The organism is Winogradskyella sp., from assembly GCF_965656915.1.
GTDB lineage: Bacteria > Bacteroidota > Bacteroidia > Flavobacteriales > Flavobacteriaceae > Winogradskyella.
Window position 1 is genome coordinate 1 of the sequence record NZ_CBFHMI010000033.1, and the last position, 14,057, is coordinate 14,057.

The window sequence follows — 14,057 nt, forward strand, 5'->3', positions numbered from 1 at the left end:
ATTGAGGTAAATAGGAACTACCAAAAAGAATTTACGTTAAATAACTATACAAATACACTGCACAATTAATTGTTTAACCCGTTGTGCATTTTAAATAATGCTTATTTTAATATTGTTAATGTTTCTATCAAAGATAAACTTGTTGATGTATTGTATTGTTGTAAGTGCTGTTATCTTTGAGATTATCCTTGTTTTAAACCCTTTAAAAGTTTTTGCGTAATTACGTCTTATCATAAACTGATCACACAATTGAGAAAATAGTGTTTCTATTCTTTTTCTTTTTTTTCTAAATATATAAGGTTGTTTTTGATAGTCTTTTTGATTGTTTCTCATTGGTGTATTGAGTTTTATTTTACAGGTTTCAAACAAGTTGAGTTGTATTGTTGCTGATAAATAACCTCTATCACCAATTAATGTGCAGTCACTTATCTGCATCTTGATATCCTTTAAATAATTGATGTCGTGAACAGAAGCAGGACTCAGATCAATACTTTGAAAAACACCATTAACAGAACAAACTGCGTGTAATTTATATCCGTAATAGTTAGCGCTTTGTGCTGCGCAATAACCCTTGTCAGGAGAGGCATAATCGTCTTCTTTACATATTTTAGATCTCGAACTACGAGATAACTTACATACTTCTAAGGGCATACTATCAACTACAAAATAGTCTTCAAATTCATTAAAATATGAAGCTAGTTTTAATCGAATTTCATCAAGTTTGTTAGCTAATCTTCGCCTTCTTCTATTATAAACACTTCGCTCAATTCTTGTATCAAATACTTTTGGAAGTTTTCTAAAAAGGTCGTTTTCACTATCTATACCCAACTATCTATACCCATAAATTCGGCGGTCAAACTTAAACTTAACAATTCTAAGTCACTAAGCTTTGGTTGACGCCTTTGGTAAGGTAAAAGTTGATCTTTTGATATTTTTCGTAATACTTCCAATATTCTTTCGTAATTTGCATTTAAGTTGTTCATTGTTAATGTTTTATAGCTAAAACAAGTTACTGATTATCAGTAAGATGAACAACTTTTTTATTTTAAATCATAATGCACAACGGGTTATAATCCTTAAAATGCTCTACTTTTGCACTATGGAAAGTAATAGACAGAAAAAAATAGCAGGTATTCTGCAACAAGATTTAGTAGATGTTTTGCAGCGTGCTGCTTCAAGTGGTGGGTTAAAAGGCGTCATTATTTCGGTGTCTAAAGTTAATGTTACCGTTGACCTTTCTATAGCCAAAGTTTATCTAAGTATTTTTCCTAATAAAGAGGCAAAACCTTTACTTGATGGCATAAGGTCCAACACACCATTAATTAGACATGAGTTGGCTCAAAGAACACGTCACCAATTGCGAAGAATGCCTAAACTAGAGTTTTTTATTGATGATTCTTTAGAATATATTGATGGCATAGAACGTTCACTAAAGGGTGAGGACAATCCTCTTGAAAACCCTGACTTACTAGGTAAGCGCAAAAAGTCTTAAGTGAATTTCCCCTTATATATAGCAAAACGTTACCTATTTTCTAAAAGTAGTAATAATGCGATAAACATTATGACATTAATTGCTTCTGGCGGCGTTGTTATTGCTTCTGCAGCATTACTAATAGTATTGTCTGTTTTTGCCGGGTTGAAGGATTTTAGTCTCCAATTTTCATCATTTGTAGATCCTGATTTAAAACTTATACCTGTAGAAGGCAAATCCTTTGAGTGGACTAATGAAGATGAATCTAAACTCCTTAAAATTTCAGGAATTGTAAATCATTCTGAAATTATTGAAGAACGCATTATTATTAAATCAGAAAATAAAAATCTATTAGCAACATTAAAAGGTGTTGACCAAACTTATCTAGATGTTACTAAAATCGATTCCATGATAACTAAAGGTAATTGGATTTCACCTGAAGGTAATGAAGTTGTTGCGGGTTGGGGAATTTCAAACAAGCTGTCTTTTGGTGTTTTTGATTATTTAAAGCCACTATCCCTTTATGTACCTAAGCCGGGCAAAGGACAGATAAGTTCTTTGAGAGGAGCTTATAACGCTGTGTTTGTAAATAATGTAGGTTTGTTTGACATTAATGAAGAGCTCAATGATGAATACGTTTTTACCAATATTGAATTAGCAAGAGGACTTTTAAACTACTCAGAAAACCAAATAAGCTCCTTAGAATTGAAGCTTTTGGAAGATGCTGATGAGGGCTATATAAGAAATCAGCTCCAATCAACATTTAATAGTCGTTTCATTATTAAAAATAGAGAGCAGTTAAATGATGCCTTATTTAAAATGCTGAACACTGAAAATCTTGCGATTTACCTCATCTTTACTTTGGTGATTATAATTGCATTATTTAATGTTATAGGCGCAATTATTATGATGATTCTAGATAAAAAGAAATCGCTCAATACATTATTTAATCTTGGTACAGAACCAAAAACAATTAAATCTATTTTCTTTTTTCAGGGTAGCTTAATGACAATTGTAAGTGGAATAATAGGGGTGGCAATAGGTGTTTTAATTGTTGTTATTCAACAGTCTTTTGAGTTGGTGATGTTAACACCAGAATTGCCCTATCCCGTACGTCTTAATATTCTTAATGTTATAATAGTTATTGCAACAATTTTTACTCTGGGTATATTAGCCTCTAGAATTGCTTCTCAAAGGATAACGAAACAACTTATACAGTCGTAGTTATACAAATTGATGGTCTGCAAATTTTTCTAAAATCTCGTCAAAAGCAGCGAAGACATCTTTAGAGTCGTCACTTGTTACCATCTTCATCCGATACTCTTTAAAATTTGGAATACCTTTAAAATAGTTGGTGTAATGTCGTCTAGTTTCAAAAACTCCTAATTTTTCACCTTTCCAATCAATAGACATTTGTAGGTGACGTCTGGCAGCTTCAACACGTTCTGGCATTGATATAGCAGGTAAATGCTCTCCTGTTTTAAAATAGTGTTTTACTTGTTTAAAAAACCAAGGATTGCCAATTGAAGCCCTACCAATCATAGCTCCGTCTAAACCGTAACTCTCTCTCATTTCAGCAGCGCGTTCTGGTGTGTTCACATCTCCGTTACCAAATACTGGAATATGCATTCTAGGATTATTTTTAACATCAGCTATCGGTTTCCAATCAGCATCACCTTTATACATTTGTGCTCTAGTTCTACCATGAATAGCAATAGCCTTACAACCCACATCCTGTAAACGCTCTGCAACTTCAACAATTTTAATAGAGGCGTGATCCCAACCTAGCCTGGTTTTAACAGTTACTGGCAAGTTTGTTCGTTTCACCATTTCTGCAGTTAACTGCTCCATTAAACAAATATCTTTTAGAATACCTGCTCCCGCTCCTTTAGAAACTACCTTTTTTACAGGACAGCCAAAATTAATATCAATAATATCTGGATTAGATTTTTCTACAATGTCAATAGTTTGTAACATACTATCCATATTAGCACCAAATATTTGTATACCAACAGGTCGTTCTTTCTCATAGATATCTAGCTTCATAACGCTTTTAGCTGCGTTTCTTATGAGGCCTTCACTAGACACAAACTCAGTGTAAACAACATCAGCACCTTGTTCTTTGCACAATGCGCGAAAAGGAGGATCACTAACATCTTCCATCGGTGCTAAAAGCAGTGGAAACTCTCCTAATTCTATATCTCCTATCTTAACCAAGTCTAAAATTTTAGAGCAAAATTAAGGCTTTTTTGAATATTCCTTCAGCGTTACCCAAAGTCCATAAAAACCTAAAGCTAATTCGCCAAACATTCCTAAACTAAAAGCGATAGTTGGCATACCGTCTAACAGCATGCTAAATAGCCCGCCAGAGCCAAGTCCTAACATAAAAATGACGTTAGAAATTAAAGCTGACTTTATAAATTTAGAGTTGAGAATACCAAGCAACCAGAGTACGGAAAAAGCCAAATACAATCCCATAACGGCTTTAAAAAAGTTTTCCTCATCTATGGTTTTTAATTGAATGTCTAAGACGGCATCTGGATTAAAACCATATAAAATCGCCGCAGGAATTACTATTACTTCAGAAATAATTAAATGAACTCTAGATATTATATAGTCTTTAGTCATATAATTTATATCTAAAATTCACTTATTTATAATTATAGAAGCTTTAAAGCAACTATATTATGTTTTAATAGGTAACGTCAACAACACCTTGAGTAAGGTTTAAATCCGCACCTCCGCTACTTTCTACCAATCCAAAGAATGTGGCTTGTAATACGTTTCCAGTACTAACGGTTGTGTCAGATGTAAAATCATCAAAACCTTGAGTAGAAGGGAAATATTCTGTTCCGTTTAAGGTTAATACAAAATTCTGAAGTACATCAGTACCTGTATCTCCTTCTGTAATTTGAAAATAAATTTCATAACTACCTCCTGCACTTACACCTTCAACAGTTATTAAACCATCCTCAATACTTATAGTTTGTTGGGTAAATTCAATTGGAAGAGTACCTGTTGTGACTTTAAGTGTACCTCCTGCAGTTGAAACTGAGCAATCACCTAATTCGTCAATAATATCTTGAAGACTACCGTTTGTGTCTCCACACTCTGCGATTTGATTTTCTAAAGCATTCTTATATGCTATACATAGGTCTTCATTTGTGTTGTCTTGATTGTATGCTGTTGCTGCTGCATTAGTTTCAGCTTCGGCATCACAAGTATTTGACACGGTACTTCTAGACCAAACTGATGTAGATACCTGAAAACTTGTTACAGTAGCACCTGTTGGATCAGTTTCTGTTGTAGTATCATTTTGGCTAAACGTTAAGGTTTGTCCATTATCTGTAATTTGAAACGTTACTGTTTGCTCACCTTGAAGTTCTGCAAAATCCATTCCTTCAAAAGAAAACTCAAAAAATGACCCATCAATTGTCATTTCATTACCGCTTACAGAATAACTTCCGTTTCCGTTAACATCAGTTAAAGTGTACGGCTCTGCAGGAATATCAATTCCATTAGCCGTAACGTCTGCTATATAGCTATAACTTCCGTTTGTATTGAAGTTGCTTTGGGTGAAATTTAATGTGTAATCTACAGTAGTACTATTGATTTCTACATCAGATTCGATTTGTTGCCCTTGAAAATTAGTTGATGTACTTACTGAAGCATCAAAACTAATAAGATTCCATTCACCTAATAATTCAGGGTCTGCATCGAAAGATTCTGCATCAAAATCTAAGGGTTCATCTTCACATGTAAACGCAAATAACAAAGTGAATAAGCACAAAAGTGGAAATAATTTTTTCATTTTATATTGATATGATTGAGGTCGTAAATTTACAATTAAATTATAAAGTGTTATTTTTATTACAAAGCACCTTAGAATTTCACTTTTGTTTCTATTGTTTTATCGTCTCTCATCACTGTGATATCGGCTTCATCTCCTTTATTAAAAACAGAGAGTGCTCTCATGTAACTCATCATATCGGTAACAGTACTGTCTCCTAGTTTTACGACAATATCACCTTTTTGTAATCCCGCATTGAATGCAGGTGTTTCTTCTCTTGTACCGTCAATACGCATGCCTTTACCATCATATAAATAATCAGGCACAACACCTAATCCAACTTTAAAACGAGGTGTTTCTTCGCTTTCATTTTTTGTTTTTCTAAAGGCAAGTTCTCCATTGTCATCTAAATCCGAAATTATACTGTATATATAATCCGAAATAAGGTTCATTCCCTCATAGTTTAATTTGTCAGAATCATCACCTGGTTTATGATAGTCTTCGTGTTGACCTGTGAAAAAGTGTAATACAGGAATATCAATTAAATAAAAAGACGTGTGGTCGCTAGGCCCTACTCCGCTTTCATTTTCGATTAACTTAAACTTTTCGTTATTAGCTTTTAAAGTTTGCTTAAACAATGGTGACGTTCCTGTGCCGTATACTGCTAAAGTACTATCTGTTTTCATACGACCCACCATATCCATATTAATCATGTAATTAATAGATTCTGCATCTATCGTTGGATTTTTAGAAAAGTAATTAGAACCTAATAAGCCCATTTCCTCCCCAGAAAACGCCATAAATAAATAATTGTTCTGGTCTTTTATTTTAGAAGTATCATTTTTTATTTTTAAACGGTCTGCAAGATTCATCATTACCGCAACACCACTAGCGTTATCATCTGCTCCATTATGAACGGCTTTTTCTTCTCCTCTATATAAAGAACCCTCTCCGCCAAATCCTAAATGATCGTAATGAGCTCCAATTACTATCGTTGTGCTCGCATTATTATCTATATAACCAATGACATTATTACCGGTTATTGTGCTATCTGCGTTAGTTGTAAACTCAACTTCTTTATGCGGGTCTGTTTTTGGTTTGAATGAAAAAGACTGCAAATATCCATTGGTGCCTTTAGGCTCTAAACCTATTGATTTGTAGCGTTCGATTATGTATTCAGAAGCTAAAGTTTCGCCCGGTGTTCCGGTTTGTCTTCCTTCTAATTTGTCATCTGCTAAAAACGCTACATCTTCTTTTATTTTATTCTCTGCAACTTTTGGTTCATTTTTACAAGAAAAGATACTTGTCAAAAACAATAAAAACACTAATTTTTTCATGAGTATATCTTATTTTTGCGCAAAATTAGGCATTAAAAGTCATTTATTATAATACTTTATCATGAAGAAAATAGCTGCTTTACTTATTCTACTAATATCATTTTCATCTTGCAAAAATGAAAACTCAACTACCACAGAAACTGTCGTAGAAATAAAAACAGACTCGCTAGAATCTAAGAGCCCACTAATTTATCCTGAAGAAAAGAACTTTAAGTCTATAAGACAGGTGACCTTTGGTGGTGATAACGCTGAAGCTTACTGGAGTTTTGACGATAAGCAATTAGTGTTTCAATCTAACAATGCTAAATGGAATGTAGGTTGCGACCAGATGTTCTTAATGGATGCTGACGAAACCTTCACAGACAGTATTGCTCCGCCAATGATAAGTACTGGTAAAGGTCGCACAACATGTGCATATTTTTTACCAGATAACAAACATATAATCTATGCCTCTACACATTTAGGGGATGAGGAATGTCCTGAAACACCATTGCGTAAAAATGGAAAATACATTTGGCCAATCTATGATAGTTACGACATTTTTGTGGCCGATCTAGAGGGTAATATTGTAAAGCAATTAACAAATGAAGTAGGTTACGACGCAGAACCAACAGTTTCACCAAAAGGTGATAAAATTGTGTTTACCTCAACCAGAAGTGGTGATTTAGAACTATACACTATGAATATTGATGGTTCTGACGTTAAGCAAATTACCAACGAATTGGGTTATGATGGTGGTGCGTTCTTTTCTCCAGACGGGAGTAAATTAATCTTCCGTTCCTCTCGCCCTAAAACAGAACAAGAAATAAAAGAGTACAAAGATTTATTAGCAGAAGGCTTAGTTGAACCTACAGAGATGGAACTTTACATCTGTAATGCAGATGGTTCTGACTTAAGACAGTTGACCGATTTAGGTAATGCTAATTGGAGTCCATTTTTTCATCCTTCTGGTGAAAAAATTCTATTTTCATCTAATTTTGAAGCAGAGCGTGGTTTCCCATTCAATTTATATTTAATTGATATTGATGGTAAAAACCTAACCAGAGTTACTCATGGCGAAACTTTTGATGCGTTTCCTGTGTTTTCAAATGATGGGAAATATTTAGCATTTTCTTCTAATCGAAACAATGGTGGTGGAAGAGATACTAATTTATTTATTGCAGAGTGGCAGGATTAACGAATTTAAAATTCTTTATGGTGAACTCGTTTTAGAGTCTCCTTGTTGATTTAGTTTAAATCTTTTATTCGCTCTCGTTCTTCAGCATCTGTGGAACGCTCATTAGTGCTTAGTTTGGTGTTTCCAAACTTATAACGGAATCCTATTTTTATAAATCGATTGTCCATATCCCAATAGCTTGAACTAGACTGATTTAAGTATCTTAAAGATGTTTCATAATCCTGAAGATTAAATAGGTCTTCTACGGATAAAGACAATGTTCCTCTATTTTTAAATATAGATTTTGAAACGCTAAATTCAGACACTAATCTATTTTTCATGGTTTCAAACTGCTGTAAATTTTTACCAAGCCAGGTTAAGGTAAGGTTTAAATTTAAGCTATTGTCTTTTAACATGGTTAAGTTATTTGTTAATGAGCTAAAATTTGACCACTGATCTAAGGCAACAAATCCTTCACCAAAATCAGCCTCTTCACTTATATTATACATAGATGTTACAAAATATAAATTCCAACGGCTGGTTGGGTAATAATCAAATGCAAAATCAAAACCGTAATCTACCTTCTTATCTAAATTAGTCGGTGTATAGGCAATTATATTTGTTGTGTTGTTTTGTCTTGGTAATTCTACGATATTGCCATCATAATTCATATAATAAGCTTCAATTGTAAAATGCTCCAAAAAATTTGTGCCAATTGTAAAATGATCTCTATATGCAGGCACTAAATTAGGGTTACCTAAAATGACTGTATTTTCATTTAAAAAAAATGTAAACGGATTTAAATCGGTATAACTAGGCCTGGCTATACTACGTTTATAACTCCCATAAACATTAAAGTCTTCTGATATTTTATGTGATAAACTAGCATTTGGGAACCAATTGAAATAGTCTTGTGTATTTGATTCATCTAAAGAAAGTGACTCGCCCTTAATATTGGTTTGCTCTATTCGTAGACCAAAATTTAAATCCCATTTATCCCAAGATTTACTAAAATTAGAGTATGCAGCAAACACATTTTCGTCATATACAAATACATCTGTATTTGCTGCATTTATGATTTCGGTATTGTTTACAATATCTATTCTTGTAATATCACTGTCTGTGTTAACATTTGAGTATTTAATTCCCGCAATGAAACTTGAAGATTCTCCTAATACTACATTGTAGTCAATTTTACCTGTAATAATTTTGGTGTTTTGGTTTGCTAGTGTATTGAATTCTGAGTCTTCATCGGTTAATTCATCTTGGAAAACACTTTGATCGCGCTTATAGTCATAAACTGTAAGATGTCCATTAAAAGTAAGACTTGCGTCGTTATCAAATTCATGTCTAAAAGTAAGGTCTGAACCTATATTATACTTGTTGTCTCTAGACAAATTATTGGCAGAGAAACTTGATAGAAAATTACCATTGGCATCAGAAATATTGGTGAAATTTTTGATCTTATATTTAAAATATGGCGTATATAAACCAGTACTAGTAAAGCTTAGCGTATTTTTGTCATTAATGTAATAATCAAAATTGAGATTTAAATTGTGTGACTCCGACCATGAATTTCTATTAACATCAGATGTCCAAATTTCATCTACTTGGTTGTTATTATCTAAAAAATTAACCTTATCATTCTGATCTCTGTTAACTTTTTGCTTGATATAACTGTAGTTTAAATTAAAATTAATTTTATTGTTTTTAAAATAATGGCTCATCCCTGTATTATACCTTGGAAAAACGCCTTGGGTATAATTGGTAAATACGCTGCCTCGATAGCCAGTGACTAAATTTTTACTCATTATAATATTTATCACAGAACCACTATCCGCATCGTAGCTCGCTGGCGGGTTAGTAATAACTTCAACAGATTTAATACTATTTGCTGGCGCGCTTTCTAAAAGTTGAATTAACTCATCTGAGGTTAATTGCACTCTGCGATTATTAATAAATACTGTAGCTGGTGCGCTTTTAATATTTATGCTTCCTTCCGAAACAATAATGCCTGGTGTATTTTGAAGAACTCCGAGTGTAGAACCTTCGGTAAGCGCCGTATTTTCAACATTGAAGATTAAACGGTCTGGTTTACGAGTAATGGTTGGTTTTGTAGCAACAATATCTATTTGACCTAATGTTTCAGCACCTTCATTAAGAATTATGGTCTTTAAATCTAGATTGCCATTTAAGATGATAATTTGTTCAAACTCTTTAAATCCAATATAGCTGATATTAATAAAATACGTTTCAGACTCTAAATTATTAAGAGTAAAAACACCATTATTGTCTGTAGATGTTCCTTTTATAAAGTCACCACCTCTTTCCTTTAAAATAATAACATTAGCAAACTCAATAGGTGTATGGCTCGCGTCGACAACCTTTCCAGTGACAGAAAAGTTCTGAGCAATCACAGCAGTACTCAGCACAATTAAAAATGTGCTAATTAAAAATCGTAGGCGAGCTATCATTAGTTAGGTTTGTATTGCAATATAAAGATTTTTTTTACTTTATGTTATGGTTTTTCCACAAGAACACCCATTTTTATTGTTGTTTTTGATGCATTAAAGCACAAGAAATCAATTATATTTGCATTCCTATAATTTGCTATAGAAAAGATAGATGAAGAACATACGCAACTTTTGCATAATTGCACATATTGATCACGGAAAAAGCACCCTTGCTGACCGACTACTTGATTATACTGGCTCTGTTACGGCGCGAGAAAAACAAGATCAGTTATTAGATAGTATGGACTTAGAGCGAGAGCGCGGTATTACTATTAAGTCTCATGCCATACAAATGGATTATGAATTAGATGGAGAAAAATATGTTCTAAATCTTATTGACACTCCTGGTCATGTTGATTTTTCTTATGAAGTGTCACGTTCTATTGCTGCATGTGAAGGTGCATTGCTTATTGTAGATGCAGCACAAAGTATACAGGCACAAACTATTTCTAATCTATATCTTGCATTAGAGAATGATCTGGAAATTATTCCAATATTAAATAAGGTGGATTTACCAAGCGCTAGTCCAGAAGAAGTTACGGATGATATTGTTGATCTATTAGGTTGTGATCCTGAAGAGGTGATTCATGCTAGTGGGAAAACTGGATTTGGTGTTGATAATATTTTAAAGGCAATAATAGAACGAATTCCTGCGCCTAAGGGAAATGTCGATGAACCACTTCAAGCCTTAATATTTGATTCTGTTTATAATACATTTAGAGGCGTTGAAACCTATTTTAGGGTATTTAACGGTGAAATTAAAAAAGGACAGAAAATTAAATTCGTCGCTACAGATAAAGAGTATTTTGCAGATGAGGTTGGTACTTTAAAATTAAATCAAGTGCCAAAACAAAGCGTAAAAGCTGGTGATGTAGGTTATTTAATCACAGGAATTAAAACAGCAAAAGAAGTAAAAGTTGGTGATACTATTACGGACTTTGCAAATCCTACCACAAATATTGTAGAAGGATTTGAAGATGTAAAACCAATGGTCTTTGCTGGTATCTATCCTGTAGATACTGAAGATTATGAAGAACTTCGAGCCTCTATGGAGAAGTTACAACTCAATGATGCGTCGTTGGTCTTTCAGCCAGAAAGTTCTGCTGCATTAGGTTTTGGTTTTCGTTGCGGATTCTTAGGAATGTTGCATATGGAAATTATACAAGAGCGTTTGGAACGTGAATTTGATATGACCGTAATCACAACAGTTCCCAATGTGTCTTATTACGCCTATACCAATAAAGAACCTGATGCACCAGTCATTGTAAACAATCCAAGTGATTTACCAGATCCAACCACTATTAATCGTGTTGAGGAACCATTTATAAAAGCAACCATTATTACCAAATCTGATTTTGTAGGAAATGTGATGAGCCTTTGTATTGAAAAGCGCGGTATGATAATCAACCAAACGTACTTAACTACAGAACGTGTTGAATTGATTTTTGAAATGCCATTGGCAGAAATTGTTTTTGATTTTTATGATCGCTTAAAAACGGTTTCTAAAGGTTATGCTTCATTTGATTATCATCCTATAGGAATGAAAGTGTCTAAATTAGTACGCCTAGACGTACTATTAAACGCCCAACCTGTAGATGCACTTTCAGCATTAATCCATGCAGACAATGCGCATACTATTGGTAAAAAGATGTGTGAGAAGTTGAAAGAGCTAATTCCGCGTCAACAATTTGATATTCCTATACAAGCTGCTATTGGTGCAAAAATCATTGCTCGTGAAACTGTGAAAGCGCTTCGTAAAGACGTGACAGCAAAATGTTATGGTGGTGATATTTCCCGTAAACGTAAACTTCTAGAAAAACAAAAGAAAGGTAAAAAACGTATGCGCCAAGTTGGAAATGTAGAAATACCTCAACAGGCTTTTATGGCTGTTTTAAAATTAAATGACTAATCGTCGTTAGCAACCTTCTCTACATCAAAAGGCTTACCTAAATAAACGAGTTTTGATCCATCTTCCAGGTCTTCTACCTCTGTATTGTAGGAGGATATAATGTGTAGTTCGCCTTCCTCGTCTTTTAAAAATAAAGGAATTATATCTTTATTATTGTTAGTGATTTCTATTAAACTGTCATAATGCTCCTTATTTTCAATATCAATTTCTTGTATAGATGGATAATTGCGAGTTACTTCAGACAGTGTTAAATAATCATCGGTATGTGAAAATAATCCTTCTTTTGGATTATCTTGAGGGTTATTCATTTCGTCGGCAGTTACCAGTCTAAATGATCCGTTTTCTCCAAATTGTTTGCTAAACTTATTAATTGCGTACTTATTAATATCGGAGTTGCCTGTCATTGCCATAAGATAACCCACATCATTTAATTCTATATTGTCAGAGAGAGTTTCAGAATAAATATTAGTGTTCAAAGCCTCTATGCCTAGTTCTTTTGCTTTTTGAATATTACTCTGATTACTATCTATAAGTACAACGTGTCTACCGTTTGTCTCTAAATAATGTCCCAGTAATCGTGCAACTTTAGAAGCTCCTACAATTAAGATTCCATTAGATTTTGTTAAAAATACGCCCACAAGCCTTGCAAATAACCGTGCTGTGGTTGCGTTTAAAAGAACCGTTCCGAGCACAATCATAAATACCAGTGGTGTTATATACTCAGCGCCCTCAACGCCTTGTTTTAAGAGTTTACTTCCAAAAAGTGATGCGATTCCAGCGGCAACGATACCACGAGGACCAACCCAGCTTATAAACAACTTTTCGTTGAATTTTAATTTGGAACCATTAGTGCTTAAGAATACGGCTAAGGGTCTTATGAGAAATACAACAATTGCAAAGAGTGCTGCGGTTTTCCATGTGTATAATAATTCTAAATCTTCAATACTAATGTTTGCGGCCAGAAGAATAAATAGAATTGATATTAGAAGTACACTTAATGATTCCTTAAAATAAAGTAATTCTTTTAGATTTTCTAGTTTACTGTTTCCTAATACCATTCCCATTACCACAACAGCTAATAATCCAGATTCGTGAGCAAAAATCTCCGATTCTACAAAAACCAGTAGTACTACTGATAGTGATACTACATTTAATAAATAATGTGGAATCAATTTTCTATTTATAGCAAATGCGAGGGCATGTGCAAACGTAAATCCAAAAGTGGTTCCAAATAAGACAATTTTACCAAATTCAATTAGTGCCGTTTTGGTAAAACCACTATCTCCACCTACACTTATAAACTCAAAAACCAATACAGCAACCAAAGCACCAATTGGGTCGATTAAAATCCCTTCCCATTTTAATACTGCAGAAACATCTTTTTTAAGCGGAATATTTCTTAGAATAGGTGTTATCACTGTTGGACCGGTAACAATAATAAGTCCTGCAAATAGAAAAGACAAATCCCATCTTAAGCCAAAAATATAGTGTGCCACAATCCCTGCCCCAAAAAAAGTTGTTGCAGAACCAAGGGTAATTAGTTTTGTTATAACAGGCCCAACGTTTTTAATTTCCGAACGTTTAAGCGTTAAACCACCTTCAAAAAGAATAATACTAATGGCAAGTGACACAAAATAATAGAGACTTTCACCAGGAAATAGTCCTTTTTTTTGTTCTTCATCCCAAATTGGCTCTATCCACTTAGTACCATCTTCACTTAAAAATTCTGCTGCTATCGGACCTACTAAAAGCCCTATTAAAATAAGTGGTAAAATTGCAGGAATCTTAAATTTCCACGCGACCCATTGCGCCAATATGCCCAATATAATTATTCCTGCTAACTCTAACATTAAGTAATTTTTAATTATAAGTGTAAAAATA

10 protein-coding genes and 1 pseudogene are annotated in these 14,057 nt (G+C 33.7%); 4 read left to right on the forward strand and 7 right to left on the reverse strand.

Annotated elements, in window-relative coordinates:
• Positions 1-90: 90 nt before the first annotated feature.
• Positions 91-983 (reverse strand): annotated as a pseudogene (locus ACTG3Y_RS09130) (IS982 family transposase).
• A 116-nt stretch (positions 984-1,099) separates the two neighbouring features.
• Between ACTG3Y_RS09130 and rbfA the strand changes: the two are divergent.
• Both rbfA and ACTG3Y_RS09140 read left to right on the forward strand, forming a co-directional pair.
• Positions 1,100-1,492 carry a 30S ribosome-binding factor RbfA gene (gene rbfA / locus ACTG3Y_RS09135; protein WP_439152619.1) on the forward strand — a complete coding sequence of 131 codons (393 nt, stop codon included), beginning with the start codon at positions 1,100-1,102 and terminating at the stop codon, positions 1,490-1,492.
• Positions 1,493-2,695 carry an ABC transporter permease gene (locus ACTG3Y_RS09140; RefSeq protein WP_439152620.1) on the forward strand — a complete coding sequence of 401 codons (1,203 nt, stop codon included), beginning with the start codon at positions 1,493-1,495 and terminating at the stop codon, positions 2,693-2,695. It begins immediately after the preceding gene.
• Here the strand turns inward: ACTG3Y_RS09140 and dusB are convergent, their stop codons facing one another.
• The 4 genes from dusB to ACTG3Y_RS09160 all read right to left on the reverse strand — a co-directional run bounded on the left by dusB (position 2,696) and on the right by ACTG3Y_RS09160 (position 6,598).
• Positions 2,696-3,688 carry a tRNA dihydrouridine synthase DusB gene (gene dusB, locus ACTG3Y_RS09145; protein ID WP_439152621.1) on the reverse strand — a complete coding sequence of 331 codons (993 nt, stop codon included), beginning with the start codon at positions 3,686-3,688 and terminating at the stop codon, positions 2,696-2,698. It lies immediately after the preceding gene.
• A gap of 21 nt (positions 3,689-3,709) precedes the next feature.
• Positions 3,710-4,099, reverse strand: coding sequence for a DUF4345 domain-containing protein (locus ACTG3Y_RS09150; RefSeq protein ID WP_439152622.1), 390 nt, complete (start codon positions 4,097-4,099; stop codon positions 3,710-3,712).
• Positions 4,100-4,163: 64 nt separating this feature from the next.
• Positions 4,164-5,282 carry a hypothetical protein gene (locus ACTG3Y_RS09155; RefSeq protein WP_439152623.1) on the reverse strand — a complete coding sequence of 373 codons (1,119 nt, stop codon included), beginning with the start codon at positions 5,280-5,282 and terminating at the stop codon, positions 4,164-4,166.
• A 71-nt stretch (positions 5,283-5,353) separates the two neighbouring features.
• A complete protein-coding gene (locus ACTG3Y_RS09160; RefSeq protein WP_439152624.1) occupies positions 5,354-6,598 on the reverse strand; it encodes a M28 family peptidase in 1,245 nt (414 codons plus the stop codon).
• A 61-nt stretch (positions 6,599-6,659) separates the two neighbouring features.
• Here ACTG3Y_RS09160 and ACTG3Y_RS09165 point away from each other — a divergent pair, with 61 nt between their 5' ends.
• Positions 6,660-7,775 (forward strand): TolB family protein, encoded by a 1,116-nt coding sequence (locus tag ACTG3Y_RS09165; RefSeq protein ID WP_439152625.1) that lies wholly within the window; start codon positions 6,660-6,662, stop codon positions 7,773-7,775.
• A 50-nt stretch (positions 7,776-7,825) separates the two neighbouring features.
• Here the strand turns inward: ACTG3Y_RS09165 and ACTG3Y_RS09170 are convergent, their stop codons facing one another.
• On the reverse strand, positions 7,826-10,228 hold the full coding sequence (locus ACTG3Y_RS09170; RefSeq protein WP_439152626.1) for a TonB-dependent receptor domain-containing protein: 2,403 nt from the start codon (positions 10,226-10,228) through the stop codon (positions 7,826-7,828).
• A gap of 151 nt (positions 10,229-10,379) precedes the next feature.
• On the opposite strand from ACTG3Y_RS09170, the gene lepA reads away from it, so the two are divergent.
• A complete protein-coding gene (gene lepA, locus ACTG3Y_RS09175) occupies positions 10,380-12,176 on the forward strand; it encodes a translation elongation factor 4 (protein WP_439152627.1) in 1,797 nt (598 codons plus the stop codon).
• Here lepA and ACTG3Y_RS09180 read toward each other — a convergent pair.
• Positions 12,173-14,026: a cation:proton antiporter gene (locus tag ACTG3Y_RS09180; protein WP_439152628.1), complete on the reverse strand. Its 1,854-nt coding sequence runs from the start codon at positions 14,024-14,026 to the stop codon at positions 12,173-12,175. The genes lepA and ACTG3Y_RS09180 overlap by 4 nt on opposite strands.
• Positions 14,027-14,057: the final 31 nt, after the last annotated feature.